We start from the raw sequence: 25922 nt of genomic DNA, 5'->3' as shown, positions 1-25922 counted from the left end.
AGTCATCGAAACTTTAAAAGGGGTCGGTTAAACTAGCCTGAGTTTAATTTTAATGGGGAAACCGCATGAGTGATGACATCAGCTTAGAAGAACGCAAAGTGATTTACCGTGCCCGTCGTGGTTTAAAGGAAATTGATGTCTATTTTGACCCGTATGTGAAAAATCATTATTTGACTGCCAGTGCGGAAGAAAAACAAATGTTTGCCGATTTGGTTGAGCAGGAAGACCCAGATTTATTGGATTGGTTTATGGAAGTGTCTGAGCCACCACGTCCTGAGTTGAAAGATTTTATCCGTAAACTAAAGCATTATGTGCATGGCTAAGCAGCAGTTTCAGCTGAAACCTAGTGTCATCGCAATAGTGTTTCAGCTGATGATCGCTCTACTCATCGTTTGGCTTTTACTACAAGTGTTAAAGCCATGGCTTAGCGTTGTATGTATTGTCATTATGGGCTGGACATATTTTAAATTTGTTCGTGCAAACCGAATTGTTGGTTTAGATCAATTAGATGACCGTGAATGGTCAATTTCCTATCTCGCGCCTCGTGTAGTATCACAACAGATTAAAAGCACAGCTCGCCAAATTGAAATTCAGCGTGTGCAACTGCGTCAAGTGATAGATCATCAAATTTATATCGTCATGGAATTTCAGCAAGCCTTTAAACCTCTGGTGATTTGGTGTGATCAGGTTTCCAAGGCGGAATGGAAGGCTCTAAAAGTATTGGCGAAAATGCTCTAATTTACAGACAGCTGTATATTTTTATAATAATAAAAAACTATAAGTATCATAAAGATAAAATTATCATCTATTTTTCGTGTCCTGATCAGTCATTTTATATTGGCATAAAAGATTACACATATCCCTATTTTCAGTTATATTCATTCCAGACAAGTGTAGATCAATACAAATCAGATTCCTGAAATGTGCAGATTTAAATTTAGTCGAAAGATTTTTTAAGATAAGCCCGAATTGGGCATCAGTTAATAAGTAGCATGTGCTGAACCGTCGCAATGCTACTTTTTTTTTGCCTAAATTTTGTCGGATGACAGATTTCAGTCAATTTTAGTCACTTTAAAACATGGCAAAGTTATCCATCTGAAGCAGCAAGTAGACGCTTTTATTCAGATATTGCTTCTGCTATGTTTGTTGCAATGGACATAAACACAATTATAGAGGACAGGAAAATGTCGCAAGTCCAAAAAATAGGCCAGGGTGTGGCCGTATTTGCAATCACAAGTTTATTATTATCAGGTTGTTCACAAGTGATCAAAACAGGTGCCAATGTCGCACTTGGATTTACTGAAAAACATATTGTGCCGCCAATTTTAGCGATGGAAGATGCTGAAATGGTGTGTAATTCTGGTAATTCCTTAACCCCTGCCATTATGGCGACTAAAGATATGGGCGCAGACCCAACCCGTGTTGCGGTACTAATGTATTCGGCTGCGGGTATTTGTGCCGAAGAAAAAGCTTTGGATGCTGAATTGCGTTATTTACGTGCAGCAAAAGCAGGGCAAGTGGGCGAAGCGCAAGATGCGCGGATTCAGCAAAAACGTTGGGCGGCTTTGGCGGCACAGCGCCAATACACAGGCTATCAATTGTTTCAGCATCGTTGGGAAAAGAAATATCGGAAACCTTTGGGCGAAGGTTGTCCAAAAATGAACAGTGATATTGATCAAACTGTGTATATGTTGGGGATGTTGAGTGGCTTGCAAGCCATGACCAATGATATTAATTCAGGCGGGGCAGTGCATGTGCCTAAAGATATTGCCGCGATTGTTGAACGTGGTATGACCTGTTTAAACAATGAAAAATTCTGGGGCGCACCAGAGGCTACACGTGCCGTAATTTGGACTTTGCTTCCAGGTGCGGGAGATGGCAAACCTGATCCGTATCAAACCTTAAAGCAGTCGATGCAAATTGGTGAAAATAAAGGGGTGCGTTTATCACACGCTTTATATGCGGTTGCTGCCCAAGCCAGTGGTGAAGATGCCAAAATCCGCGATGCACTCAAAGCCTTTTCTAATGCACGCAGTGACGAAAAACCTGTAAATCCACAATTTAAATTGATTGATGCCATGGCAGGAAGCATGGTACAAGGAATTTCAGACCGTTACTGGACTGAACATACAGGTGTGCGTACTGGTGATCAGCAACGTTTCTGGGATGAACAAGATGATTCATCTGAATTAGATGATTTATTTAATGAGGATACGGCAGCTCAATTGTAAAAATATCAAGATTGCCCAATTCAATATAGACAAGAAATTTTAGGATTGGGCAATCCGTTTGCCGAAGCACATAACAAGAATAATTTGGAGGATGCAAGCGCCTATGCAATATTCATCTCAATTTCTCAGTCGAAAAATTGTGTTTATTGCGGCATGTATGTCGGTTTCGGCATGTTTGCAGATTTTTGCAGAGCATTTTATTTATTGGTCTACACATTTATTGGATGAATTTTGGCGCTTATGGACAGGGCATTGGGTGCATGTGGGCTGGATTCATTATTTACTCAATATGATCGCGTTTGCCTGTTTACCTTTTATTTTTCCGCATGCCAAAGTATGGCACTTTGTGGCGCTTTTGCTGCTACTACCGCCAGCGATTAGTCTGAGTTTCTATTACTTCCTTGCCGATATTGATGCCTATGCAGGACTTTCTGGGGTGTTGCATGGTGCTTATGTGGCGGTGGCATGTGTGCATTTGCTTTATAAAAAAGAACGTGGTTTTGCCGCATTGGTGTTGCTGCTTATTTTATCTAAACTGATTTGGGAAAATACCGTGGGCAGTTTGGGTACAGCAGAATTAATCGGAAGTCCTGTGTTAGTTGAGGCACATTTATTGGGGGTGATTTGGGGTGTAATTTTTGCATTGGCTTATATTATTTGGGCCTATTGCATTGATCCGCACTAAAATTACATCAAAATGATGGCAAAAAGGGCTCACAAAAAATCTCACAATTGACCATTTTTACTTAAAAGAAAATCTATATTGTCATTTTAAAAATAACGACGCTCATGCACATTTAAACTGAATACAAAAATGCTCAATGGAAGATGGACATTCCGTTGAATAAGGATAGACAGAAATTCGAGAGTCTCGGTTTCTGCGCAGAATAAAAACAGGAAAATATATGCACAATAACGGACAACGTAGGTCTGGCTTGGCTTTGCTCAGACATATATGGACAGAATGGATTTCTACATTCGTTATTTTGATCTTGTTGTTACTGACCCTCATTATTGGTATAGGTGAAATGGTACATGGTCAGTTGTTGCGTATGGGTGAACGCCTATATGGTGACCCTGCAACAGGTATGCAATATTCATTTTTACGTGCCGAACCCACTGCACCTGACTGTGAACGCAACCCCGATATCGATGCACAAGTACATGCCCAAATGCAAGCCAATGCTGCTGATGAGTTTGCCGATATTTTTGGTACTGCCTCTGAATCAGATGTCCGCGCTTCCATTTTAGCAGCCAAACAAATTTGTGAAGAAAAATTTCAATTTCATGATCAGGCGATTCAGCATATTCAAGCCCATCCAAGCTTGAAAATGTATCGAACCATTGAAACCTCTTTTTTTGGTATTTTTAAATTTGGTACTGAAAACCGTGCCATTTTATTGGTATTGATGGTGGTCTTTGCTGCAATTAGTGCCACTTTAAAGACCCATCACATTGGTTTACGTGGCCCTGCGACCAAAATTGACTTCAAGGTGTATTCGACCTTAATGGTGGTGGCGAATGGTTTCTTAACCTCGTCAAGTATCAGTCAATATCGTTCAGTACTCAATTCAGGCGTACCGATGAGTGGTGAAACGCAAATCATTTACTGGATGTGGATGATTCTGTTTGCAACTCTGACTTTAATTAGTTTATTCCAGCTTATTAAGCCACCTGCACCGACCCGTGAAGGCGGTAGTTTAGGTCTTGCTTTCCTGAGCGTACCTTTGTATGCCTATATGGCAATTAGTACGGGTTTCTCTTTTACCTTCCTGATGGATTATCCAATGGGGCAAGGGATTTACCTAGGGCAACTGGTCGAATTCTCTAGTATTTTCTTGAACTTGGCTTTGTTTATTTGGGCGGGGATGTTGCTCAAACAAACCCGAATTGTGGATTTGTTCCTGAATATTCTGCGTCCGTGGAATTTGGCACCTGAAACTTTAACCTGGCTGATTCTGATTGCTGCTGCATTACCAACGGCTTATACCGGTGCATCGGGGATTTTTGTCATTGCTGCAGGTGCGATCATTTATAAAGAAGTTTGGAATGCGGGTGGACGACGTCAGTTTGCATTAGCGGCAACTGCCATGTCGGGTTCAATGGGGGTGGTGCTTCGCCCTTGCCTATTGATTGTTGTGGTGGCATCGCTGAATAAAGAAGTCACAACGGACATGCTATATCACTATGGTTTGTATGTGTTTCTTTTGACTTCAACCCTGTTTTTAGTGATTTCATTGTTCTTTGCTGAAAATAAATTCCGCATTGCTGCACCAAGAATAGCTGCGCCATTGTCCCTACGTGCTTTTGGCCCTGTACTACCATATATCCTCATTTTTGTGTTGATTTGGTTGTTCTATAAATATGCTTTAGACACCAATATGAATGAATTTACTGCACCTGTAATGATGCCGGTTATTTTATTGATGATGGTGTTGTTTGATAAATTGCGCCATGAACCTGCGCCTATTCCAGCGATGGGGCAGTGGGATCAGACTTTAGATCACAAGCCTGTAGCACAACAGACAGCAGCTTCATCTGAGCGTTCATTATTGACCGCACCTGATTCACCATTGCGTCAGTATGGTTTCTTCAAAGCTCTGCATTTATCGACCAGTGAAACGGTGGGACATATTGGTGCATTGGTAATTTTGATGGCGCTTTCAGTCAGTGTGGGCGGCTATTTAGAACGCATTGAAATTATGGAAGCGTTCCCAACCGACATTAGCAGCATCTTTATTGTGATTAGCCTGATTGTTGCCTTGATGATTTTTGTGGGCATGATTATGGATCCATTCGGTGCGGTGATTCTAATTTCTGCAACGGTTGCGCCTGTAGCTTATCAATATGGGATACATCCTGCGCATTTCTGGATGATTACCCTAATTGGTTTTGAATTAGGCTATGTGACGCCACCTGTAGCGCTGAATCACTTATTGGCAAGGCAGTCGATTGGAGATGAAGAAGTCGCTGCAGCCGATGCAGAAGTTCGTCATAAATCGTTCTATTATCGTTATGAGCGTTGGATTTTGCCTATGATTGTGATGCTTCCTGCGATGTTGATTATTGCCTATGCACCGTATGCGTTCAAGCTATTCGGCTGGTATGAATAAGCACATGGATACTTAATCACTGTCATCTTATTATTTAAAAACACCCTGTGGTTCACTACGGGGTGTTTTTTTAATAGGTTGATATGCAGGGAATACAAAGCAGCATTATGAATGCGGGGAGTGGTGATTCAGGTGTTTTTGTAACAGTGGACTGCACAAAATAATGGCAAGCAAAATTAGGGCAAAGCCAATTAAACTAAATAAGTCTGGCGTTTCATGCCAAAAGCTAAAGCCCCAAATCCCTGCAAAAATAATCGCAATGTAATTGACAGGGCCAATTTGCCCAGCAGGGGCAAGACGGTAGGCATTGGACATAAAGATCTGACTGATATTGGCCAGCAATCCTGCACCAATTAAAAAACTCAATTCTTTTAAGTTGTAAGGACGCCATGACCAGAACATCGGTACAACAGAAATGAGTGTCCCAATCATGCAAAAATAAAACACAATGCGTTCAGGCGGTTCGGTTTGAGTCAGGGCGCGTACCGTGACAAAAGCCATCGCTGCTAAAAAACTGGCACTGAGTCCAATTGCGGACATGCTATTAAACATACCTGCATCGGGTTTGGCGACAAATAACACGCCAAATAAACCAATGAACGCAGCCCATAGCATTGGTTTGGTGATTTTTTCTTTAAGGAATAGCCATGCAATTAAGGGAATAAAAATAGGCGATGAATAGGTAAAGACCATCGCATTGGACAGTTTTAGATTGGCAATCGCGTAGAAAAAACCATACATGGCGGTTAAGCCGACCACCGAACGCCAAGTGTGCATCCATAACTTTTCAGTTTTAAAAAAGCCCAAGCCTTTATTGAAAATGAGCGGGATAAAAATAAACAAACCAATGAAATTACGGAAAAATACCACTGTGGCATTATCTACCGTTTCTGATGCGTAACGAACGCACACTCCCATGAGTGAAAACAGAAAGGCAGAGCAGGTCAACAGCATAATTGCTTTGAGCAAATTTTGTTGGGCAGAACCAGAAGATGTCATACAAATAAAGCCAGAATAACCTCTGGCTATTCTAGCTTAAATTGGCTACAACACTGACCCTTTATCGTATTTTAAAATGACTGATGTGAAGCAGAGGAGGCTTACTGTGCCAGTTGGGCTTCCAGTATTTTGATTTGTTCTTCTTTCAGTTTAATCAATTCATCAGCATCGTTATGTTGCTGTTTTAATAAGGCACGTTGATCATTCAGCTGATTTTGAATGTCATCTAATTTAGCCACTTCTTCTTTGGCAAGCGCTGCATTCTCAGATATAGGTGCTTTGAGTAAATCTTCTGTGACCAACTGTTTTGGTGCTGCTTCATCTTCTTGCAATGGCGTTGCTTCAGCAGGTACAGCTTTCGCTACAGACGCCGTAGTTGGGGCAGTTTCTATAGGCGCAGTATTGTCGCTATCGCCCATCCATTGAAAGATAAATACGGCAATAATGACAATAATTAACCCACCCGTAATCGCCCATAAAAGCTTAGGGTTATGTCGTTGATCTTCAGTCATGCGTTGTTGAACCTTATTGTTTTACTTTGACTGACGCGGCTTAAACTGGATCACCCCAATTTCATCTGAAACCTCTGGGATTTCAGGTTCATCAATATGTGTTGGACGGTTTTCCGTATAATCACACTCGATACATTCGATCCATTCAGCTTCGTCAGCGGTGAGCATGACAACCCGATCCATCGCCTGACATTTCGGACATTTTGCGCCTGCAATGAAACGACGTTTAATGGTCATCACGACTCCCCTAACTTCATCTAAAGTTCTTAGTTTAAGCGTTTTTGACTATGTTCGTCCAACCTTGATGACGTAATAGTGCGTCTATTTTTGGCTCGCGTCCGCGGAAATTGATAAATGCGTCAAGCGCTGAATCTTTTCCGCCAACTGCTAGAATAAACTGTCTAAACTGCTTGCCAGTTTCGGTGTTAAATAGCCCTTCATTTTCAAAGCGATCAAAGGCATCGCTGGCCAAAACCTCTGCCCATTTGTATGAATAATATCCTGCAGCATAGCCGCCTGCGAAAATATGGCTGAAGCTGTGCTGGAAGCGGTTGTAAGCTGTAGTTGGCGCAACGGCATAGTTTTGACGAATATCATCTAGCATGGCTTGAATCTGTTCCGCATTTAAAGCAGGGTTGCTGCGATGAATACTTAAATCGAACAGGGCAAATTCAATTTGGCGCAGGCTCTGCATTCCCGACTGGAAGAAACGTGCATCTAACAGTGCTTTAAGCAGGTGTTCTGGCAGGGTGTCTTGGGTTTCAATATGCGCACTCAGCATATCTAAACTATCTTGATCCCAAGTCCAAAATTCCATGAATTGGCTTGGTAATTCCACCGCATCCCAAGCGACACCATGTGTACCTGCCACAGCAATATTATCTACTTCAGTTAGCATGTGATGTAAGCCATGTCCAAATTCATGGAATAGGGTGATGACTTCATCATGCGTTAAAAGCGCGGGTTGGTCTGCAACAGGTGGGGTAAAGTTACACACCATATAGCAAATTGGTTTTTGTAAACCTTGTGCCAATTGCATGCGTGAACGGAAACCACTCATCCATGCGCCGCCGCGTTTGCCTGTACGGGCATATAGATCAAAGTAAAAACCACCAATCACTTGACCTTGATCTTCAAGTTCAAAATAACGTGCATCAGGATGCCAAACAGGGGCAGCGCGCTCAATAATATCGACATCGTATAAACGCTTGACGATGCTAAATAGACCTTCAACCACTTTCGGTGCAGGGAAATATGGTTTTAACATTTCTTGTGAAAGGTTAAATTGCTGTAATTTTAATTTTTCAGAATAGTAGCCTGTATCCCACGGTTGTAAGGTATCAATCCCATCTTGGGCGGCAATGGCTTTGAGTTCGGCAATTTCTTGTTCTGCAGGTGCACGAGCATGTTCTGCCAGTTCACGCAGGAATTGATCGACTGCTTCGACACTTGGTGCCATTTTGCTGGCAAGGGATAATTCTGCATAGTTGTTAAAACCGAGCAATTGCGCCATTTCTTGACGTAAACGCAAGATTTCTTCCATGATCGGGGTGTTGTCAAATTCAGACTGGGCTGATTGATCGGACGCGCGAGTAGTGTATGCCTGATACAAGGTTTCGCGCAAAGCGCGATCATCGGCATAGGTCATAATGGCTAAATAGGCAGGAATATCCAGTGTTGCCACAGCTTGTTCCAATTCGCGTTGCTGACCATATTGTTTCAGCAATTCAACGCTGCTTGGCGGTAAACCTTTGAGCTGATCTTCGGACAATACTTTGTAATAGGCTTGGGTGGCATCCAACACATGATTGGAAAAGTCTGATGACAGTTGCGATAAACGCGCTGAAATTTCAGCATAGCGTTTTTTAGCTTCACCTTCTAAGGCCACACCTGACAGTTTAAAGTCGCGCAATGCCAGTTGAATTGCGCTTTGTTGTGCAGCAGGCAAATCTTTAAAGGTGTTGGCATCGTGAATATGTTGATAAGTTTGGTATAACACCGTGTGCTGACCCAATTGAGTGTAGTAGTCGCTTAAACTTGGTAACAGCGCTTGATACACTTCGCGGGTTTCAGGATTATTCATGACCGCATTTAAATGTGACAGCACGCCCCATGCTTCGCTCATGTTATTTTCGAGCTGATCAATCTGTTCTAAAACATTTAATTGCGCCGTCGTATTTTCAGGTACTGCAGTCAGATTATTTAAAAAGTTTTGTCCCTGCTGAATGGCATGCTCAATTTTTTGTTTTAAATCTGCCAGGGTAATTTGATCAAATTGTGGAACAGGCAAAGTTGCCTTTTCTAATGTCATGTCGGTCTGCCGATTTATTTCCTGTGTTATTTGTAGAAGTAAGGCTTCTAGAAGGATAAATCAAGCCTTGGGTGCTATTTATTCGCTCTTGTTTCACCGTGGATAGATTGAATATCTTGGATGTAGGTGCCAAAGCGCCCCTCAATGACCGATAATTTTATGAATAGATTTTGATTTTTGTAGTGTTCATATTCATCTACATTGATTCGAAACATACCAGTAGAGTCATACGGTGTTTCAATAGAATAGTAGACACTTCCTTTTTTACCATGTTTTTTAACAGCGCTTGCTTCCAATGTCACCACAGTAGGTGTACCCAAAACTAGGGTATGAAGCAGAGGAGGATAGACAACTAGATTTAAGTAAAGAAACAGAATTACAAAAATAGGGAAGAGGAGTAAAAAATAGAATTTTGGCTTTTTTTGTACATTTGTCCATGTACGTGGAATGATCCATTGTCCGTATCTATGCAGAACATAAAAGTAGATCAAAACAGCCAAATAAATCAACGTTGCAACAATGAAGGCTGTGATTTTGACTTGATTTGTTGGGGTGAAGTCTATAAAAAAGAGAGCAATCAGTGCTGAAATACTAAGTACAAAGACTAAGCATATTACATATTCATGGTAATAGTATTTAGTAATTTTCTGTGATGTCATGATTTTTAAGTGGTTTATTTTTATAGAGATATATTAAATGAAAAAGAGCGCCGTAGCACTCTTTTTTATTTAGTAAAATTTACTCACCCTTTGCTTTGGCATTGGATTTTTTCTTTTTCACCTTGGTCTTTTTTTTGGCTTTGTCTTTCGGTTTAGCTTCCGACTTCGCTGAGGTTTTTTTACCGTAAGAACTCGGTTTGTTTTTTGGTTTTTTCTTCGGCACAGGTTGCTCACCGTTTTCACTTAAAGTCGCCTTGCTTGGACGCTCAGAAAAAACTTCTTCGGTGGCTTCACGGCTGAACGGTTTTGCCACGCGCGGTGCGCGCATACGAATAGCGCGACCTGCATGGGTGAGTTGTTGCATGAGTTCAAAATCAATTTTGCGGTCTTCTAAATTGACAGCCGCGACTTTAATTTTGACTTCATCACCCAAGCTAAAGCTTTGACCACGTGCTTGTCCAATTAGGCTTTGGCTGGCTTGGTCAAATACAAAGAAGTCATCGCCCAATTGGCTGACATGAATCATGCCATCGACATAAAGGTCTTTGAGAGTGACAAACAGACCGAATTCGGCTACTGCAGAAATTACGCCTACAAATTCTTCGCCCAAATGCTGCTGCATATAGTGGCATTTTAGCCATGTGGTGACAGAGCGCGAGGCTTCATCGGCACGACGTTCAGTTGCAGAATAATGTTCGCCTGCATCATCTAAAGCTGCACCTGAAAGTGGTGATGGCTTTTGTTTTAAATGCGCTTTAATGGCACGGTGTAACAATAGGTCAGGGTAGCGGCGAATTGGTGAAGTGAAATGCGTGTAGGCATCATAAGCTAAACCAAAGTGTCCTGCATTGTTGGCACCATAATAGGCCTGCATCATGGAACGTAATAACACCGCGTGAATACTTGGCGCATCAATACGATCTTTAGTGGCTTCAATCACCGCTTGATAGTCGGCCTGAGTGGGTTGTTCTGGAAAATGTAGCCCAAGTAATTTGACAAAATCACGGACTTTTTGAATACGTGAAAACTCTGGCGGTTCATGCACACGGTACAGCATCGGCACATCATGTTTGAGTGCATATTCTGCTGCTGCGACGTTGGCGAGTAACATACATTCTTCAATCAGTTTATGCGCATCGTTACGGCTGCGCGGCAAAATTTCTTTAATTCCACCTAACTCATCAAAGGTCATGTAGGTTTCAACGGTTTCAAACTCCATGGCATGACGTTCAGCACGTAAACCTTTCAGCACTTGATACAGTTGGAACAGAGTATTTAATGATTTGCACACCTCCCGATCTTCTGGAATTGCCGCACTATCACCCTCAAAATATTGTGCCACTTGAGTATAGGTTAAACGTGCTTTGGAATGCATGACCGATGGATAAAATTCAAAACCTGTGACCCGACCTGCGCGTGACAGTTTTAAATCGCAGACCATACACAAACGGTCAACCTGCGGATTCAGCGAACATAAGCCATTCGATAAAGCTTCAGGCAACATCGGCAATACAAAATGCGGGAAATAGACTGAAGTCCCACGTTCCTGAGCTTCATCATCCAACGGTTTGCCTGTGCGGACGTAATGGCTGACATCGGCAATGGCAACCACGACACGGTAACCCCCGCCTGGGCGTTTTTCGGCATAGACAGCATCGTCAAAGTCACGCGCATCTTCACCATCAATGGTAACTAAGGCTAAATCACGTAAGTCGATACGCCCTTCACGGTCTTGCGCCGTAGGCTCCTGAAAACTTTCAGCTTCCTGAATCACGGCTTCAGGAAATTCATACGGTAGACCAAATTCCAAAATGGTTTGTGGAATAATAATTTCGGTATCTGCTTTATCTGCCATGGACTGAACAATATGACCAGTCGCAAACTCTTCACGAGTTGGATAGTCGTCAATTGCAATGCGTACAGAGTCGCCCAGTTTGACTTGGGCATGTTCAATCAGTTCTTTTTCTAAGGTAATGGGTTGATGGCTATTCGGCTGGGCAGGCTGAATAAAATATTCACCATCGTATTCTGACAATTTACCAATGATTTGTTTGACGCGACGCTGGGTGACTTCAGTAATAAAGCCCCATGCTTTGCCTTTACGATCCACTGAAGTCTGGCGGACTTTAACCTGATCGCCATTAAACACTAAACGCAGTTCACGTTCAGGCAGCAAAATATCATCATGGCCTGCAATATTGGCTGTGCCTAAACCTTTACTGTTGATGTAAACCGTGGCGTCATGAGTCGGTTGTTCTGCAGCCAGCTGGAACTTGAATCCATCTTTCATGAGCTGACCATCACGTACCATGGCAATTAAACGATGGCTCAGGGCATCAATACTTTTTTGATCGGCAATCGCAAAATGCTCTACCAAGTCTGCATGTGACTGTGCCGCTTGCAAGGTTTCAATGGTTTCTAAGATTAAGGTACGGCTTGGAATAGGATTTTCGTAGCGTTCGGCTTCAGCTTTCGCTTCAGGATCGACCCAATTTTTCATCATGGAATAAACTTCATGTCAGAAGATAGGTTTAGCATAAGTCATGTACGGAAAGACTGCACGTAAATGATTGCAATAATGTGTTTTCTGTCGTTATTTTACGATGTTTCTAGTTCTTGTGCAGCGATTGCCAAAAGTTCAGGCGTAATTCTGGTGATGAATCCTGAAAATTGTTTAAAAAATATTTAATTGAGCAAAAATATGCAAAAATTGTGGTATCGAAGCTTGCAGTGCTAGCACTTAATTTGTATTATGGCGGCACGTTACGGTGAGATGGGTGAGTGGCTGAAACCACGTCCCTGCTAAGGACGCATACGGGTAACTGTATCGAGGGTTCGAATCCCTCTCTCACCGCCACGCTTTACTTATGTCGCGCTCATAGCTCAGCTGGATAGAGCACTTGGCTACGAACTAAGGGGTCGGGAGTTCGAATCTCTCTGAGCGCACCAATAAGTAAACCGAACAGTAACGTATCGCCTAAATTGGCACACAAGTAATGCGCTCATAGCTCAGCTGGATAGAGCACTTGGCTACGAACTAAGGGGTCGGGAGTTCGAATCTCTCTGAGCGCACCAACTTGAACAATCAACCGCTTAAATGCGGTTTTTTTGTGCCTGAAATTTAGTAAACTCAAACAATAATCAGTTTATTAAAAAGAATAGCGTACTCATGGTTTTACGTTAAAATTCTTTTGAATCGTCCAATATCTGTGCATTTGATTGCAAAATGATGAATTAATACTTAACAGCCAGAAAAAAACACGTATAATGCACCCCATCAAGTCGTCGCGCTCATAGCTCAGCTGGATAGAGCACTTGGCTACGAACTAAGGGGTCGGGAGTTCGAATCTCTCTGAGCGCACCAACTTGAAATAAAAAACCGCACTTTTGATGCGGTTTTTTTGCATCTACACTATCTAAAAATGATGAAATTTCTGTGTCAAAAGCATGACCATTGTTTTACGTCTGGCTTTGAGCGAATAAACACGAAAAAAATAAGGAAAGTGCTCAATCTAGTGTAAGATTTAGCTCAATTTGAATGACTTGATGATGAGCTTATGTCTGACACGCAGCCAGCATTGTCTTTGCGCTATTTTTTAAATTTAGAAGAATCTCAAGACGGCTTTGCCCTTGCGACTTTTGGTAAAAAACAATTTACCCGTTTTATTACACCGTTGATTAGTGTGGCGATTATTGCTTGGGGCTTTTATTTGGGCTTCGATGGGGTAGGTCGCTATTATGTTGCACTCGGTGCTTTCTTTTTAATCTTGCAAACTTTAATGCGTTATTGGTTTTTGCCAATGATGTTTAAACGCCAGTTTGTAAAATACCAATTTGGAAAAAGCGAGCAAGGCATTGATTTATTTCAGGACTATGCCGAGCTGTATGCCAATGGTCGTAAACAGGTATTTCATTATAACGAGGTGCAAAATTTCGCTGTGGGTAAACTCACCTATATGCTGGAATTAAAAAATCGTACAGTGGTGATTGTACCGAAACGTGCATTTAATCTGCCTGCAGAACAAACGGTTTTTGAAAATACTTTTAAAAAGTAAGTTCTAATTTTCCCAATTTACGAGTTATTCGAGGATGATCATGAGTACACGTCCATCTAAAATTGTCTGTGTCGGTCGCAGTTATGCAGACCATGCCAAAGAATTAGGTAATGCTGTACCTGATCATCCTGTGTTATTTATTAAACCGCCAAGCAGTTTACGCAGTTTAAGTGATGGGATTACGTGGAATAAGGTCTGGGGCAATTGTCACTATGAATGTGAATTGAGTTTACGCATTGACCAGCCTTTAAATGCAGACACAGATCCTGCCAAAGTATTGGATGCTGTAAGTGCAGTGACTTTGGGCTTGGATTTAACTTTGCGTGAATTGCAGGATGAACTTAAGAAAAAAGGACAGCCGTGGGAACGAGCCAAAGCGTTTGACGGTTCTTGTGTGTTGGCAGATTGGGTGGATGTATCGGAAATTCAGGACTGGAAAAACGTGCAATATCGTTTGGACATTAATGATGAATTACGTCAGCAAGGCGATACCAGTTTATTGATTTTTGATATTGCGGCATTGTTGGCAGATATTAGCCAAGTATTTAGTTTAGAACCTGGTGATGTGGTAATGACTGGTACACCTGCAGGGGTGGCAGCATTACAGTCGGGCGATCAGTTGAAGATGACCTTACAAGGACGTACTCAGGCATTTGTCTGGACGACTTTTGTAAAATAAATAGTGGTGTAAACGGTGATGTCATCAAAAGATGAGTATCACCGTTTTGTACTTGCTTTTAAATCCAATGGTTATACTTTCAGTAAATGCTGAAATTTACTGCGTAATTTATTCAGTTTCGGTGGAATGGAAAAATTGCAGTAGCCCTGATTTGGATTTTTGGCAAAGAAATTCTGATGATAGTCTTCTGCAGGGTAAAATTCAGGTGCTGCACTGAGTTCAGTCACAACATTCACAGCTTCAGCTTGTAAGGCTGCAATCATCTCGGCGGCAGCTTGTTGCTGTGTAGCATCTAAATAATAAATCACAGAGCGGTATTGTGTGCCGACATCATTGCCCTGACGGTTTAATGTGGTTGGGTCGTGTGTGGCAAAAAACACCTCAAGTAATTGTGAATAGCTGATCTGCTGCTCATCAAAATCAATCAAAATGACTTCTGCATGTCCGCTGTCGCCACGGCAAATATCTTCATAGCTTGGGTTTAAGGTATGTCCACCTGCATAACCGCTGGTGACTTTTTCTACGCCTTGCAGTTGTAAAAATACGGCTTCGACACACCAGAAACATCCGCCACCAAACAATGCTTGTTGCATGATTTTGTCCTTATATTTTATGAATAAACCATTTTAAGCCTGTCTATTATTAGGCTTAGCCGTTAACGTGCAGCCGTTGGTGTTTCAAATTGAATCAGTAAATTTCCATGGCGATCTAGCAATTTCAGGGTTTTACCATAGACCTGATAATGCGTCACTTTATTTAGGGCTTCATGAAATTTCTGATCTAAGTTGTTGTTATTTAAGCAAGCCATTCGCGTGGTTGCCAATTGCCCCAATTGTAGGGTGTCACGTCCTGCGACATAACTACCGCTGAGTCGGTTACAACTATCTGAACCTGTGACTGTTTGTGTGGCGGCATCAAAGTTTAAATATGGCAAGTTTTGGCGGTTTGCTTCTGTTTTTAACATGCTGTTGCCCAATTGCGTAGCAGTCCATGTACGTTGTACTAAGTTGGCTTGATTGATTGCGCTAATTTGGCTTGCACTCGTTTGAGTTGGCATAGTTTCACATCCTGATAAAGCAATCATTGCACCCAATAAGGTGATCCCGAAGTATTTTTTTAGCATGGAATGATCTCTAATTTTTTGAAATTGTTGCTATCTAAACAAATTATGCGCCGTGGCTCTAGTTAAATTTGTATGTTTGCTGCAACTTTTTCCAAGATATGGTGTGGTTTTTTCTCTGAATTGATTGTATCTGCGCAAAATGACCAAAATAGGTCAGGGCAGCACTTTGTTCTGATAAGTCGGATGCGAATAAGGCGTGCTGATGTTTGCTGAAGAATCGAGCTGCACGCCTTGTCGAATGAGCGCGGAAAAGTCTTGGCTGTGGATATCTTTTAAGTTTTCCACACGTGGGTTAATGTGGGCACGTTGATACCAAGTTTGCATATCCCAACGATGATCCAGCGCATGCAAATCATATAAATAATTGGGTAAATAACCCGAAGCAAACAGACGATAGTCGGCAGGGAAACGTTTTTGAGATACTGCCTGAATCATGTCAAACAGCAGCGTGGTGCAATTACTGGTCAACGTATTATACCAATGCGCTTTGGCGGCTAAAGCATCGGCTTTATGCAGATATTCCTGAAACAGTGCTTGTGCTTCTTGTGGATTGAGCTGGATCGGGAAAAAATAAACTTGCTCACCCCGAATATTGCTGCGGGTGTAGATGATATCTTTTTCATCGGCAGCGACAAGGCTGAGTTCATATTGCCGAAAGAAGCCACCAATCGCAGAAAACTCTTCGTGTTTTTCTTTGCGAATTTCAATGGAAAAGGCGAGTGGCGCTTGATCGGCAAAGTCAAAACTGACTAAGGTATGCGCAATTTTTGGCCCCATCCAGTAAGAGGTGATGATATTCACCCCCGTAATCTGTTTCAGGTTAAATTGGCGGGTTTCCCAACGTTCGGTATAGCGACCATCGGCATGCCAGTCAAAATTGCGGACATTGTGCAGCGTGACCTGATCTTGTACTTGTTCATAATGCAGCATACGGGCTACTTCAGGGTTCCAGTCACGGTCTTGCTTGGCATCCATCCCAAAATACCAAAACAGCCCCAAGGTAAAACCCAAAAGATAAACCAAAATATCCTGATTGCGACTGAGCAAATGCTGAGTGATATAAATGCCCAAAATGCTGAGGGTGAAGGCTAGCCAAGTCCCAATCAGCACACGGCTCATTAACCAACCCAAAGGCTGATGAATCCACAAGGCCATACTGAGCCAAATAGAAGAAAGAACGACACCTAAACTGAAGATGAAATGCAGCATCCGCCATTCCTGAGGCAAAGTTAAATTCCGTTTAAGTCATCATAATCAAATATTGCCAAGGCTGTCAGCATTATTTTTGATAGCGGGCAAACTCAAAGGCAATCCCTGATTTTTCATCGACATGCTGTTCTGAGGCCACTTTTTTAAACTCGGCAGGAATGGCAGGATAATGCGCATCTCCCTGAACATCTAGTTCAATATGCGTCAGTTCCAAACGGTCAGCAATCGGCATAGTTTGGCTAAAAATTTCACCACCACCAATAATAAATAAAGTGTTTGGTTTTTCTGAGGCTTGAACATCGGCAACGGCTTGTTGCAAGGCATCTTCAATGCTATGCGCCACTTTTGTGCCTTCAAATGCCCAGTTTGGGTCGCGGGTAATCACCCAATTGACACGTTTAGGCAGGGTGCGTCCCATCGACTCCAAGGTTTTGCGTCCCATAATCACCACGCCACCTTGGGTGATTTCTTTGAAGTGTTTTAAGTCTGCCGAAATATGCCACGGCAATTGGTTACCCTGACCAATGCAGCGTTGTTGATCCATAGCGACTACGTGTACAACTTCTAAATTTTGAAATGACATAATTAGGCTCGTATTTTCTTAGTCTGCCAAGCATCTTTTGGGGACGTTGGGGCAATTTAAATGTTGAGATGCTAAATCTAGCAACAGGCAATTAAACAGCGACAGGTGCTTTAATTGCAGGATGTGACTCATAGCCTACAATTTCAATATCTTCAAATTTAAAATCGAAAATATCTTTGATTTCAGGATTGAGTTTTAACTGACATAACGCCAGTGGTTCACGGCTTAGCTGTAACTGTGCCTGTTCAAAGTGGTTGGCATATAAATGCGTATCGCCACCTGTCCAGACAAAATCTCCGACTTCTAAATCACAGACTTGCGCGATCATGTGGGTTAGTAAAGCATAGCTGGCAATATTAAAAGGCACGCCTAAAAACACATCGGCACTGCGTTGATATAGCTGGCATGAGAGTTTGCCGTTGTGCACAAAAAACTGGAATAAAGTATGGCAAGGCGGTAAAGCAACTTGACCTGCTTCTTTCGGGTTCCAGCCTGACACGATTAAACGCCGTGAATTTGGATTGGTTTTAATTTCATTGATTAACCATGCAATTTGGTCAAAACCATCTTGCTCATACAGACCATCGGCTTTTTGTGTTGCACCAAAATTACGCCATTGATGTCCGTACACTGGGCCAAGTTCACCTTCAGGACGACCAAAGCGCGCGGTTTGTTCTGCGGTAGACCATTCATCCCAAATACTGACTTTATGTTCTTGTAGATATTTGACGTTGGTATCGCCTTTTAAAAACCATAACAGCTCAATTACGATAGAACGGAAATGTACTTTTTTGGTAGTCAGCAGTGGAAAACCTTGTGCAAGGTTAAAACGCATTTGGTGCCCAAACACTGAACGTGTGCCTGTTCCGGTACGGTCACCTTTGTCGCCACCATGGTCAAGAATATGTTGGAGTAGGTCTAAATACTGGCGCATAGCGTTCTCTGGTCAAGCAAAAGAAATATTTTTTGTTTGGGCAATTCGATGCCCAGTAAATCAGAAAGAATAATAGCAGAGTTTTTAAAGTTGTGACTTTATTGTGTGTCGGAAGCGTGATGTTGATGCAATAAAGCCAACGGCGAAAACAGGCAAATAGCCAAAGCGGTAAAGCCAATGCCTTGAGCGCCCGACAGTAAAATTTCACCGTGTTGAATCTGCATGAAAATTATTGCGAGTAACAACGCCAGTGGAATCCAAGTCAATAGTCGTGCCAACCAACCTGTGGGATGTTGTGCAGTAAAATGAATTTTGCAGTAACGACAAATTAAAAAAACAATACCTGTGGCCAGAAACATTAAAATCGCATCGAGCTTTAAGGGTTCTAAGAAGTATACCGCTGCAGTGACCAGCGCGATCACCATCAGCAGGGCAATTTTCTTTGTGACCGCAACCTGTGGGTTAAACCAAAATTCAAGCATGTGAGATATTGATGTCTGAAAAGTGTAAGTAATAGATAGCACTGTAGCATAAAAAAGGCGAAGATTGACTTCGCCTGAATGGATGAAACCTGCATTTAAATGGGTAGTAGCTTAGCTGTTTTTTTGCGGCCCCCAATCATAAATTTTCTTTTGATAGGCATACCACATCATCCAGAAACCGACCAAAATCATTGGTAAGCTCAGGAATTGTCCCTTACTCATCCATGCAATAAAGAGCTGACCATGATCGGGTTCGCGGAAAAATTCGACAACAAAGCGCGCCAAACCATAACCAATCAGGAATAGGGCAGACACTGCCATGCGTGGACGTGGCTTTGAACTAAACCACCACAGTACAATAAACAGGATTAGACCTTCACATAAGGCTTGATACAATTGCGATGGATGACGTACCAATTGTAAAGGATCGGTCGGGAAAATCATCCCCAAAGCAAAATTCGGATCGGTCACAGGGCGACCATATAATTCACCACCAATAAAGTTACCAATACGACCAAACATTAGACCTGTAGGTACACATGGGGCAATAAAATCCAAAGTTTGAAACCACGTCATTTTGTATTTTTTACACCAGAACAGCATGGCTAAAATCACGCCCAGAAAGCCGCCATGGAAACTCATGCCGCCTGTCCAGACTTGGAATAACCACAGTGGATTTTCCAAAAATTGTTCAAAGCCGTAGAAAAACACATAACCGACACGTCCACCAATCACCACGCCCAAAGCGCCGTAAAAGATCAGGTCGGAAACCATGTCTGGTGTCCAGCCACGTTGTTTGGCACGGTAAGTTGCCAAACCCCATGCAAATAAAAATGCCAGTAAATACATCAAGCCATACCAATGGACTTGTAAAGGCCCGAGCGAAATAGCAACGGGGTCAATATTTGGATAGGTGAGCATTCCTGTTCCTTGTGATTCTGTTTTGCACAGATTTTAGCTGAATGTGATGAAAAATGTTGTACATTCAATGTGTAAAGATCAAGAGTTTAAATTATGTGTATTGTGGCATTGGCTTGGCAGGTCTTGACAGACACACCACTGTGTTTGATTTCAAATCGAGATGAGTTCTATCGGCGTCCGACAGCAGCACTGGCAGCATGGTCTGATAGTCCAATTGTTGCAGGGCAAGATTTAGAATCGGGCGGTACGTGGATGGGCATTACCCCATCGGGACGCTGGGCTGTGATTACCAATTATCGTGATGCGAATGATGTTCGTGAATATCCAACTTCACGTGGGCATATTATTCAGGCTTTTTTAGAATCTGAGCAAACGCCTATCCGTTTTGCGCAAGCCTTAGAAAAACAGCAATGTGAATATGCAGGTTTTAATTTATTTGTGGGTGACACCACTCAAGCGGTGTACATGAGTAACCGTGGAGAAGCGCCGCAGGTTTTAGCTAAAGGCGTTTATGTGGTGTCGAATGGATTGATGAGTGACCCTTGGGAGAAAACTGCACGCTTACGCAAACGCTTTACGCAGGAGTTTTTACCGATGCTGCAATTGCCTGATCTTGCAACGGCAGAGCTAAATGCTGCGGCGTGGGATATTTTGCAAGATGAACGCAAAGTTGCATCTGAATTGTTACCGCAAACAGGGATTTCATTGGAGATGGAAGCGTTGTTGTCATCGACTTTTATTCAAAGTCCACTTTACGGTACACGTTGTTCCAATTTTTTACGTATGCAGGCGCAGCAATTTACATGGCTGGAAAAAACACAATATGGTGAGCAAAAGGGAGATATTGTGCAGCAACAGTTGAACATTGAGGCATAAAAAATGCCGACGTGATGTCGGCATTTTTAATTTATGGATGTTATCCAGCAATTGCTTTGCCGTCTTTACGGGTGATGACAACCGTTGCTGAACGAGGACGTACAGTTTTATTGTTCATGTCAGTTTGTGTTGCAGGCCAATGGCTGCTTGGCGCATCAAAACTCTTTGAATCTTCACCTGGGTGCTGAACGTTAATAAAGATTGCTTTGTAGTCAGGTGTCATGGTTACACCTGTAATTTCACATTCTTTTGGCCCAACAAGGAAGCGACGTAAGTTTTTATCGGTGACTTGAGCACCAGCAATTGTACTTTGATCACCAACAGTTTTTACAACACCGCCATCACCAACTTGACCAGGTAGTGCTGCTAACATCATACAGTTTGTAACATCTGTATATGCGCCATCATCTGTTTGAATCCAAAGAACACCACGTGGGTCAAACCACATACCATCTGGACTTGAGAAGTCGTTTGCATCGCTTAAATTAGAAAGGTTAATTGTCGGATCCATACTTGCTTCAGCACCAAATAGATAGATATCCCATTCAAATGATGTTGCTGCAGTATTCTCTTCTTTAAAGCGGATAATATGACCATTGACGTTACCTTTACCACCTTCAGGATCGGTGTAGTTACGTGGGTTTGCAGGATCTGTTGCATAGCTTGAACCACGGTTCGAGTTATTGGTTAAAGTCACGTACACTTCACCATTTTCAGGGTTTACAGCAACCCATTCTGGACGATCCATTTTTGTAGCTCCTACAGCATCTGCTGCAAGACGAGCAAAAGTAAGGACATCCGCTTGTGAGCTAAATGGGTAAATAGCGTTTGTTTCGGTTAAGCCATTTTTACCATAAGCCAGTTCAATCCACTCTCCTGTGCCTGATGCATTAAATTTAGCGACATAGAATTTCCCTGAATTCATATATTTGTCGCCAGCTCGATAGCCACCATTCACATCTTTAGGATCCCATGTTGCATCTGATACAAATTTGTAGATGTACTCACCGCGCGAGTCATCGCCCATATAGAATGCAAATTTTTGCCCTTCAATTGCGCGGCTGGCGCGACAGTCTTCGTGAGCAAAACGACCTAATGCAGTACGTTTTACTGGGTTTGAGCGGCTATCGAATGGATCAATTTCTACAATCCAGCCAAATGTATTTGGCGCATTACGATAGTCTTGAGTTGCAGACTCTTTGGTTACGTTAGCAGCCCAACGATCATACATGTCTTGAGATTCAAAACCAGCTTCTGCTGTTTCCCAACCATAGCGTGAAGATTTATTCAAATACACGATGCGATCTTGCTCATCGCGTTCTGGAATTTTTTTACCATCAGCATCTAAAATATAAATGATGTTGTTTTTCGCATCACGTTTAACACTACCGTCTGCATTTTTTTCAGTTTGATAAGAGATCTCTAAGCCTAAGCCATAGCGTTTAAGTGCTATTTTTTCAGCTTCACTACGGGCTGAGTATTGGTCTGTACCTGAGCGTTGGAAATAACCAATAAAATTTTCTTCAGCAGTTAAATAAGTGCCCCATGGTGTATAACCATTACCACAGTTATTTTGTGTGCCTCGAGTTTGACGACCAGCGGGAGAGAATGCTGTGTGCAGTAATGGAGAACCAGCTACAGGCCCTGCAAAATCCATGACAGTCGAAGCTGTAATACGACGGTTAAATGGTGATGACTTCACAATCTCTACAGCTTGAGTTTCAGCATTTTTCTTAATATGAACGACTGAAACACCGTGTGCATTTACTTCACGAATCACTTCATCTTCTGGGCGACGTCCATCCTTTTTAGTTGCGCCTTTTGGATGTAAGAAGGTTTGGTTGATATATTCGTGGTTCAAAACCAATAAGCCATGATCTGATGCATTTTCATCATAACGACCAGTTTTAGTACTTAAGCCAAAATAGCTCATGCCATCGTGACAGTCACCAGAGCGGAATTGGAAACTTGGGCCAGATGGAACATCTGCATCTGCATTCCAATTGCTATAAGAAGGATTGATTGAGTCACCTAAAGCATATAATACAGTTGCTTGGTAACCTTCAGGAACAGTAACAATATCATTTAAATTTTTATCTACAGCTTTAAATGTTAATGTTTCAGGCTTGGTATTGGGTTCTTCTTTACTTGTTGGTGGTGTTACATTTGTATCTTCATCATCATCACTACATGCAGATAAAGAAGAAGCTAAAGCTAAAGCTGCTGCACCGCTTGCAGTTTTTTTAATTAAACTGCGACGGCTCATGCGTTGTTCTAGAATGTCACGAAAGTGCGTATTGTCTGAAGTGTTATTATCTAACTCTTGATCTTCATTGTAAGGCATAAAATCAGTCATTTTTTTTCCTAGCAAATTGCTTAGTCGTTTGAAAGTTATATGTAAATTAGTGGCTAAACATGACATGCGGGTTAAGCTTATGTGTCAAACTGATTAAATCCGTTCAGTTGTGATCTACACGCACAAAAAAAGAAGCAACCATGTGCTTCTTTTTAAAATTCAATATTTTAGATTAGCTGTGACTGACTCGGCGCTTCTCAATTAATTTGCCAAAAAACAAACCAATTTCAAACAGCATCCACATCGGAATGGCAAGCATGATCATCGATAAAGCGTCTGGCGGTGTGACAAACATGGCCACAAAAAAACAGCCAACAATAATAAAGCGACGTTTTTCAACCAAAGTTTGCGTAGACACGACACCAATCATAATCAGCAAAAGTGTGACAATTGGAATCTCAAAGGTAAAACCAAAAACCAAAAACAGCTTCAAACAAAACGTAAGATAGCTATTAATGTCGGTCATCGGGGCGACTGTTTCAGGGGAAACGCTAATGAAAAAGTGCAGAATGGATGGCAAGGCGACAAAGTAAGCAAAGCTAATTCCGATATAGAACAAGCAAATACTGCCGATCAGCAAAGGCAGCGCCAAACTTTTTTCTTTTTCATATAACGCTGGTTTTACGAATGCCCAAATCTGATACAAAATAAATGGCATCGCAATGAACAGCGCGACAAAAAAGTTTAGTTTAAACGGCGCCATAAAGGTTGCGGTAACATCAGTCGCAATCATGGTTGATGTATGTGGCAACTGTGCACGTAATGGTTCCGACAATACTTGATAAGTTTTATTGGCAAAGGGCAATAAACAGAAGAATAAGGCAAGAATAAGCCCTACAATTTTAAAAAGATGATTACGCAGCACCATCAAGTGCTTGGTAATTGGCATTTCTTCTAATGCGGCTTGCTCTGCCTTCACAGGCAAATGTGAAAGCTCAGAAGCGTTTGATTGGCTCATACTGCAACCTTCATTTCAGTATAGGGCGCTGTAGTATGTTGTAGCGCAGATAAATTTGAATGTGATGTCATTTTAGTTTTAGGGAGTAACACCGCAGAGGTTTTTTCAGTATTTAAAACCAAGGTGTAATGATGCTGTTGTAAGGTATTTTTTGATACGGCATGCGGGGAATGTGTGCTTTTTGCAGTTATATCTTCAAATATTTTTTCTTGCTGCATTTCATGCATTTGTGCTTGCATCTTTGCTTCAAGTTCCTGAATACGCGCCATTTCTTGCTGCATTTGCTCGCGTAATTCAGATAAACGCAATTCGCGGTCAATGTCATTTTGAACATTACTGACCATACGTTTAATTTTAGCGTACCACTTGCCGACAAAACGCGCTGCTTCAGGGAGTTTTTCAGGACCCAGCACCAATAATGCAATGATGCCGAAAATCAGCAGTTCCGTCATTCCAATATTGAGCATAATCTCAAACCCTCAGCCTTAATGCTTTACAGTCGAATTTACATCACTGCTATTGGCTTGATGTTCAATCGTACGAGGTTCTTTCAGTTGCGCCGCTTCTGCCTCATCATCTTTTATTGATTTTTTAAAATCTTTGACCGCGCCACCTACATCTTTACCTAAGTTTTTAAGCTTAGATGTACCAAATAATAAAATGACCACAATTGCAAAAATCAGCACGTGCCAAATAGATAATCCTGCCATGATTTAGACCTCTCAATAGTTGAGCCTATCTCAACAGGTCTGTATGACAATGCGGTGACGAATGTGTTGCGATTTGACGACAAGGGATGTTTGACCTGATTTGTAAAGCTTGAAAATAAAACAGCCCGTGTTTGAAAACGGGCTGTAAGATCAATCACATCTGTTAAATCTAAGCTTGTAAACTTGCTTTAAACAGTTGCATCGCCTGACCACGGTGACTGATTTTATTCTTTTCTGCTTTCGACATTTCTGCGCTCGACACTCCCAATTCAGGCAACCAAAAGAGCGGGTCATAGCCAAAACCATTTTCACCACGAGCTTCTGCTAAAATCTCGCCTTTCCAAATACCTTGGAAAATTTGTGGTAATGGATCATCGGCATGTTCAACCAAAGCCAAAACACAAACAAACATACCTTCAATTGCTGCGCCGTCTTGACGTAGTGGTTTGAGTTTATTCAAAAGTTTTTCATTGTTGGCTGCATCATTGCCATGTTCGCCTGCAAAACGTGCAGAATAAATCCCCGGTGCGCCGCCTAAAATAGGCACACATAAACCAGAGTCATCTGCAATGGCAGGCTTTCCTGAAATTTTTGCGGCATGGCGTGCTTTTAAAATGGCATTTTCAACAAAGCTCAAACCATCTTCAACAGCATCTTCAATATTTAGTTGACCTTGCGGAATCACTTGCACAGGCAAGTCTAATTGCGCAAACAGGGTTTCAAATTCTGCAATTTTTCCCTTGTTATTGCTTGCTAAAACCAAAGTACCTTGAGCGCGCCAATCAGTTGCAGCCATAATTCAGATCTTAATTTAAAATAATCTTGGATATTTTAACGGATTTTGCAGACTTAAAAGTTTAATCTTAGATAGATTTGTTTTAATACATACCAATTATGCTGAGATATAAAAAAATAGGGGAATCATGATGAGCAAAATTTCAGAGATCTACCGTTATTCGAGTCAGCACCGTACATTATTGCAGCAAAGTGAGCGTTCTGGCTGTTTTTACTGTCTGGAAACTTTTGCTTATAGCGAAATTGAAGATTGGTGTGATGATGAGCAAACCGCAATTTGTCCGCATTGTGGTATAGATGCGGTATTAGGTTCTGCTGCACTAGAAGAATTCAGTCCTGAACTGCTACAGGCCATGCAGGCAGTTTATTTCGGATAAAACAAAAAGCACCCGAAGGTGCTTTGAGATCACTTCAAA

27 protein-coding genes and 4 tRNA genes are annotated in these 25922 nt (G+C 41.9%); 13 read left to right on the top strand and 18 right to left on the bottom strand.

Features of this window, described 5'->3' with window-relative positions; all coding sequences use genetic code 11:
* Nucleotides 1-65 precede the first annotated feature (65 nt).
* The 5 genes from J4G44_RS00825 to J4G44_RS00805 all read left to right on the top strand — a co-directional run bounded on the left by J4G44_RS00825 (nt 66) and on the right by J4G44_RS00805 (nt 5344).
* Nucleotides 66-323 (top strand): FAD assembly factor SdhE, encoded by a 258-nt coding sequence (locus tag J4G44_RS00825; RefSeq protein ID WP_004974752.1) that lies wholly within the window; start codon nt 66-68, stop codon nt 321-323.
* Nucleotides 316-738, top strand: coding sequence for a protein YgfX (locus J4G44_RS00820; protein ID WP_096901367.1), 423 nt, complete (start codon nt 316-318; stop codon nt 736-738). Before J4G44_RS00825 ends, J4G44_RS00820 begins: the two co-directional genes overlap by 8 nt.
* A gap of 446 nt (nt 739-1184) precedes the next feature.
* Nucleotides 1185-2231 (top strand): hypothetical protein, encoded by a 1047-nt coding sequence (locus J4G44_RS00815; RefSeq protein ID WP_004974758.1) that lies wholly within the window; start codon nt 1185-1187, stop codon nt 2229-2231.
* A gap of 103 nt (nt 2232-2334) precedes the next feature.
* Nucleotides 2335-2916, top strand: a complete 582-nt coding sequence (gene rrtA / locus J4G44_RS00810) for a rhombosortase (protein WP_167846334.1) — start codon at nt 2335-2337, stop codon at nt 2914-2916.
* A gap of 220 nt (nt 2917-3136) precedes the next feature.
* On the top strand, nt 3137-5344 hold the full coding sequence (locus J4G44_RS00805) for a TRAP transporter large permease subunit (protein WP_207973755.1): 2208 nt from the start codon (nt 3137-3139) through the stop codon (nt 5342-5344).
* Nucleotides 5345-5449: 105 nt separating this feature from the next.
* Here the strand turns inward: J4G44_RS00805 and J4G44_RS00800 are convergent, their stop codons facing one another.
* The 6 genes from J4G44_RS00800 to rnr form a co-directional block, all read right to left on the bottom strand.
* Nucleotides 5450-6343 carry a DMT family transporter gene (locus J4G44_RS00800; RefSeq protein WP_004974770.1) on the bottom strand — a complete coding sequence of 298 codons (894 nt, stop codon included), beginning with the start codon at nt 6341-6343 and terminating at the stop codon, nt 5450-5452.
* A gap of 101 nt (nt 6344-6444) precedes the next feature.
* Nucleotides 6445-6855 carry a hypothetical protein gene (locus J4G44_RS00795; RefSeq protein ID WP_004974772.1) on the bottom strand — a complete coding sequence of 137 codons (411 nt, stop codon included), beginning with the start codon at nt 6853-6855 and terminating at the stop codon, nt 6445-6447.
* 21 nt (nt 6856-6876) lie between these two features.
* Nucleotides 6877-7086: a YheV family putative zinc ribbon protein gene (locus tag J4G44_RS00790; RefSeq protein ID WP_171324836.1), complete on the bottom strand. Its 210-nt coding sequence runs from the start codon at nt 7084-7086 to the stop codon at nt 6877-6879.
* A gap of 40 nt (nt 7087-7126) precedes the next feature.
* Nucleotides 7127-9166 carry a M3 family metallopeptidase gene (locus J4G44_RS00785; protein WP_207973754.1) on the bottom strand — a complete coding sequence of 680 codons (2040 nt, stop codon included), beginning with the start codon at nt 9164-9166 and terminating at the stop codon, nt 7127-7129.
* 74 nt (nt 9167-9240) lie between these two features.
* Nucleotides 9241-9825: a hypothetical protein gene (locus J4G44_RS00780; protein ID WP_111885424.1), complete on the bottom strand. Its 585-nt coding sequence runs from the start codon at nt 9823-9825 to the stop codon at nt 9241-9243.
* 79 nt (nt 9826-9904) lie between these two features.
* Complete coding sequence (rnr, locus tag J4G44_RS00775) at nt 9905-12328, bottom strand: ribonuclease R (protein ID WP_207973753.1); 2424 nt, start codon at nt 12326-12328, stop codon at nt 9905-9907.
* A gap of 264 nt (nt 12329-12592) precedes the next feature.
* Between rnr and J4G44_RS00770 the strand changes: the two genes are divergently transcribed.
* The 6 genes from J4G44_RS00770 to J4G44_RS00745 all read left to right on the top strand — a co-directional run bounded on the left by J4G44_RS00770 (nt 12593) and on the right by J4G44_RS00745 (nt 14559).
* A tRNA-Ser gene (locus J4G44_RS00770) sits at nt 12593-12682 on the top strand.
* Between the two features lie 15 nt (nt 12683-12697).
* Nucleotides 12698-12774 (top strand) — tRNA-Arg (locus tag J4G44_RS00765).
* Nucleotides 12775-12823: 49 nt separating this feature from the next.
* A tRNA-Arg gene (locus J4G44_RS00760) sits at nt 12824-12900 on the top strand.
* Nucleotides 12901-13112: 212 nt separating this feature from the next.
* A tRNA-Arg gene (locus J4G44_RS00755) sits at nt 13113-13189 on the top strand.
* Between the two features lie 193 nt (nt 13190-13382).
* Nucleotides 13383-13880, top strand: coding sequence for a YcxB family protein (locus tag J4G44_RS00750; protein ID WP_096901373.1), 498 nt, complete (start codon nt 13383-13385; stop codon nt 13878-13880).
* A 40-nt stretch (nt 13881-13920) separates the two neighbouring features.
* Complete coding sequence (locus J4G44_RS00745; protein ID WP_154320311.1) at nt 13921-14559, top strand: fumarylacetoacetate hydrolase family protein; 639 nt, start codon at nt 13921-13923, stop codon at nt 14557-14559.
* Nucleotides 14560-14630: 71 nt separating this feature from the next.
* On the opposite strand, the gene msrA is transcribed toward J4G44_RS00745, so the two are convergent.
* The 7 genes from msrA to lgt form a co-directional block, all read right to left on the bottom strand.
* The gene (gene msrA / locus J4G44_RS00740; RefSeq protein ID WP_179993955.1) at nt 14631-15152 is read right to left on the bottom strand and encodes a peptide-methionine (S)-S-oxide reductase MsrA; all 522 of its coding nucleotides are present in this window, start codon (nt 15150-15152) and stop codon (nt 14631-14633) included.
* A gap of 62 nt (nt 15153-15214) precedes the next feature.
* Entirely contained in the window at nt 15215-15682 is a 468-nt protein-coding gene (locus J4G44_RS00735) for an META domain-containing protein (protein ID WP_004974787.1), read from the bottom strand.
* Between the two features lie 153 nt (nt 15683-15835).
* Nucleotides 15836-16891: an Lnb N-terminal periplasmic domain-containing protein gene (locus J4G44_RS00730; RefSeq protein WP_207973752.1), complete on the bottom strand. Its 1056-nt coding sequence runs from the start codon at nt 16889-16891 to the stop codon at nt 15836-15838.
* 70 nt (nt 16892-16961) lie between these two features.
* The gene (locus J4G44_RS00725; RefSeq protein ID WP_004974792.1) at nt 16962-17474 is read right to left on the bottom strand and encodes a dihydrofolate reductase; all 513 of its coding nucleotides are present in this window, start codon (nt 17472-17474) and stop codon (nt 16962-16964) included.
* A 91-nt stretch (nt 17475-17565) separates the two neighbouring features.
* A complete protein-coding gene (gene thyA, locus J4G44_RS00720; RefSeq protein WP_004974795.1) occupies nt 17566-18408 on the bottom strand; it encodes a thymidylate synthase in 843 nt (280 codons plus the stop codon).
* A gap of 98 nt (nt 18409-18506) precedes the next feature.
* Nucleotides 18507-18890 carry an AzlD domain-containing protein gene (locus tag J4G44_RS00715; RefSeq protein ID WP_004974797.1) on the bottom strand — a complete coding sequence of 128 codons (384 nt, stop codon included), beginning with the start codon at nt 18888-18890 and terminating at the stop codon, nt 18507-18509.
* A gap of 111 nt (nt 18891-19001) precedes the next feature.
* Complete coding sequence (gene lgt / locus J4G44_RS00710; RefSeq protein ID WP_096901379.1) at nt 19002-19811, bottom strand: prolipoprotein diacylglyceryl transferase; 810 nt, start codon at nt 19809-19811, stop codon at nt 19002-19004.
* A 93-nt stretch (nt 19812-19904) separates the two neighbouring features.
* Between lgt and J4G44_RS00705 the strand changes: the two genes are divergently transcribed.
* The gene (locus J4G44_RS00705; RefSeq protein ID WP_004974805.1) at nt 19905-20687 is read left to right on the top strand and encodes an NRDE family protein; all 783 of its coding nucleotides are present in this window, start codon (nt 19905-19907) and stop codon (nt 20685-20687) included.
* Between the two features lie 40 nt (nt 20688-20727).
* On the opposite strand, the gene J4G44_RS00700 is transcribed toward J4G44_RS00705, so the two are convergent.
* The 5 genes from J4G44_RS00700 to rdgB all read right to left on the bottom strand — a co-directional run bounded on the left by J4G44_RS00700 (nt 20728) and on the right by rdgB (nt 25507).
* Nucleotides 20728-23043 (bottom strand): PhoX family protein, encoded by a 2316-nt coding sequence (locus tag J4G44_RS00700; protein WP_207973751.1) that lies wholly within the window; start codon nt 23041-23043, stop codon nt 20728-20730.
* A 172-nt stretch (nt 23044-23215) separates the two neighbouring features.
* Entirely contained in the window at nt 23216-24001 is a 786-nt protein-coding gene (gene tatC, locus J4G44_RS00695) for a twin-arginine translocase subunit TatC (RefSeq protein ID WP_004974811.1), read from the bottom strand.
* Nucleotides 23998-24468 (bottom strand): Sec-independent protein translocase protein TatB, encoded by a 471-nt coding sequence (tatB, locus tag J4G44_RS00690; RefSeq protein ID WP_167846331.1) that lies wholly within the window; start codon nt 24466-24468, stop codon nt 23998-24000. The genes tatC and tatB overlap by 4 nt, the downstream gene beginning before the upstream one ends.
* An 18-nt stretch (nt 24469-24486) precedes the next feature.
* Nucleotides 24487-24711: a Sec-independent protein translocase subunit TatA gene (gene tatA, locus J4G44_RS00685; RefSeq protein ID WP_004974820.1), complete on the bottom strand. Its 225-nt coding sequence runs from the start codon at nt 24709-24711 to the stop codon at nt 24487-24489.
* 169 nt (nt 24712-24880) lie between these two features.
* Nucleotides 24881-25507: an RdgB/HAM1 family non-canonical purine NTP pyrophosphatase gene (gene rdgB / locus J4G44_RS00680; protein WP_004974822.1), complete on the bottom strand. Its 627-nt coding sequence runs from the start codon at nt 25505-25507 to the stop codon at nt 24881-24883.
* A 130-nt stretch (nt 25508-25637) separates the two neighbouring features.
* On the opposite strand from rdgB, the gene J4G44_RS00675 reads away from it, so the two are divergent.
* Nucleotides 25638-25883 (top strand): cytoplasmic protein, encoded by a 246-nt coding sequence (locus J4G44_RS00675; RefSeq protein WP_225530200.1) that lies wholly within the window; start codon nt 25638-25640, stop codon nt 25881-25883.
* Nucleotides 25884-25922: the final 39 nt, after the last annotated feature.

The organism is Acinetobacter towneri, assembly GCF_017498585.1.
Classification (GTDB): domain Bacteria; phylum Pseudomonadota; class Gammaproteobacteria; order Pseudomonadales; family Moraxellaceae; genus Acinetobacter; species Acinetobacter towneri.
The sequence above is the reverse complement of the archived record's forward strand: the minus strand, read 5'-3'. Positions and strand labels throughout refer to the sequence as shown.

What these genes read in the sequence shown, in the direction of transcription:
- J4G44_RS00825 (WP_004974752.1), top strand. Translation starts at nt 66, where the DNA reads ATGAGTGATGACATCAGCTTAGAAGAACGCAAAGTGATTTACCGTGCC.
- J4G44_RS00820 (WP_096901367.1), top strand. Translation starts at nt 316, where the DNA reads ATGGCTAAGCAGCAGTTTCAGCTGAAACCTAGTGTCATCGCAATAGTG.
- J4G44_RS00815 (WP_004974758.1), top strand. Translation starts at nt 1,185, where the DNA reads ATGTCGCAAGTCCAAAAAATAGGCCAGGGTGTGGCCGTATTTGCAATC.
- rrtA (WP_167846334.1), top strand. Translation starts at nt 2,335, where the DNA reads ATGCAATATTCATCTCAATTTCTCAGTCGAAAAATTGTGTTTATTGCG.
- J4G44_RS00805 (WP_207973755.1), top strand. Translation starts at nt 3,137, where the DNA reads ATGCACAATAACGGACAACGTAGGTCTGGCTTGGCTTTGCTCAGACAT.
- J4G44_RS00800 (WP_004974770.1), bottom strand. Translation starts at nt 6,343, where the DNA reads ATGACATCTTCTGGTTCTGCCCAACAAAATTTGCTCAAAGCAATTATG.
- J4G44_RS00795 (WP_004974772.1), bottom strand. Translation starts at nt 6,855, where the DNA reads ATGACTGAAGATCAACGACATAACCCTAAGCTTTTATGGGCGATTACG.
- J4G44_RS00785 (WP_207973754.1), bottom strand. Translation starts at nt 9,166, where the DNA reads ATGACATTAGAAAAGGCAACTTTGCCTGTTCCACAATTTGATCAAATT.
- J4G44_RS00780 (WP_111885424.1), bottom strand. Translation starts at nt 9,825, where the DNA reads ATGACATCACAGAAAATTACTAAATACTATTACCATGAATATGTAATA.
- rnr (WP_207973753.1), bottom strand. Translation starts at nt 12,328, where the DNA reads ATGATGAAAAATTGGGTCGATCCTGAAGCGAAAGCTGAAGCCGAACGC.
- J4G44_RS00750 (WP_096901373.1), top strand. Translation starts at nt 13,383, where the DNA reads ATGTCTGACACGCAGCCAGCATTGTCTTTGCGCTATTTTTTAAATTTA.
- J4G44_RS00745 (WP_154320311.1), top strand. Translation starts at nt 13,921, where the DNA reads ATGAGTACACGTCCATCTAAAATTGTCTGTGTCGGTCGCAGTTATGCA.
- msrA (WP_179993955.1), bottom strand. Translation starts at nt 15,152, where the DNA reads ATGCAACAAGCATTGTTTGGTGGCGGATGTTTCTGGTGTGTCGAAGCC.
- J4G44_RS00735 (WP_004974787.1), bottom strand. Translation starts at nt 15,682, where the DNA reads ATGCTAAAAAAATACTTCGGGATCACCTTATTGGGTGCAATGATTGCT.
- J4G44_RS00730 (WP_207973752.1), bottom strand. Translation starts at nt 16,891, where the DNA reads ATGCTGCATTTCATCTTCAGTTTAGGTGTCGTTCTTTCTTCTATTTGG.
- J4G44_RS00725 (WP_004974792.1), bottom strand. Translation starts at nt 17,474, where the DNA reads ATGTCATTTCAAAATTTAGAAGTTGTACACGTAGTCGCTATGGATCAA.
- thyA (WP_004974795.1), bottom strand. Translation starts at nt 18,408, where the DNA reads ATGCGCCAGTATTTAGACCTACTCCAACATATTCTTGACCATGGTGGC.
- J4G44_RS00715 (WP_004974797.1), bottom strand. Translation starts at nt 18,890, where the DNA reads ATGCTTGAATTTTGGTTTAACCCACAGGTTGCGGTCACAAAGAAAATT.
- lgt (WP_096901379.1), bottom strand. Translation starts at nt 19,811, where the DNA reads ATGCTCACCTATCCAAATATTGACCCCGTTGCTATTTCGCTCGGGCCT.
- J4G44_RS00705 (WP_004974805.1), top strand. Translation starts at nt 19,905, where the DNA reads ATGTGTATTGTGGCATTGGCTTGGCAGGTCTTGACAGACACACCACTG.
- J4G44_RS00700 (WP_207973751.1), bottom strand. Translation starts at nt 23,043, where the DNA reads ATGACTGATTTTATGCCTTACAATGAAGATCAAGAGTTAGATAATAAC.
- tatC (WP_004974811.1), bottom strand. Translation starts at nt 24,001, where the DNA reads ATGAGCCAATCAAACGCTTCTGAGCTTTCACATTTGCCTGTGAAGGCA.
- tatB (WP_167846331.1), bottom strand. Translation starts at nt 24,468, where the DNA reads ATGCTCAATATTGGAATGACGGAACTGCTGATTTTCGGCATCATTGCA.
- tatA (WP_004974820.1), bottom strand. Translation starts at nt 24,711, where the DNA reads ATGGCAGGATTATCTATTTGGCACGTGCTGATTTTTGCAATTGTGGTC.
- rdgB (WP_004974822.1), bottom strand. Translation starts at nt 25,507, where the DNA reads ATGGCTGCAACTGATTGGCGCGCTCAAGGTACTTTGGTTTTAGCAAGC.
- J4G44_RS00675 (WP_225530200.1), top strand. Translation starts at nt 25,638, where the DNA reads ATGAGCAAAATTTCAGAGATCTACCGTTATTCGAGTCAGCACCGTACA.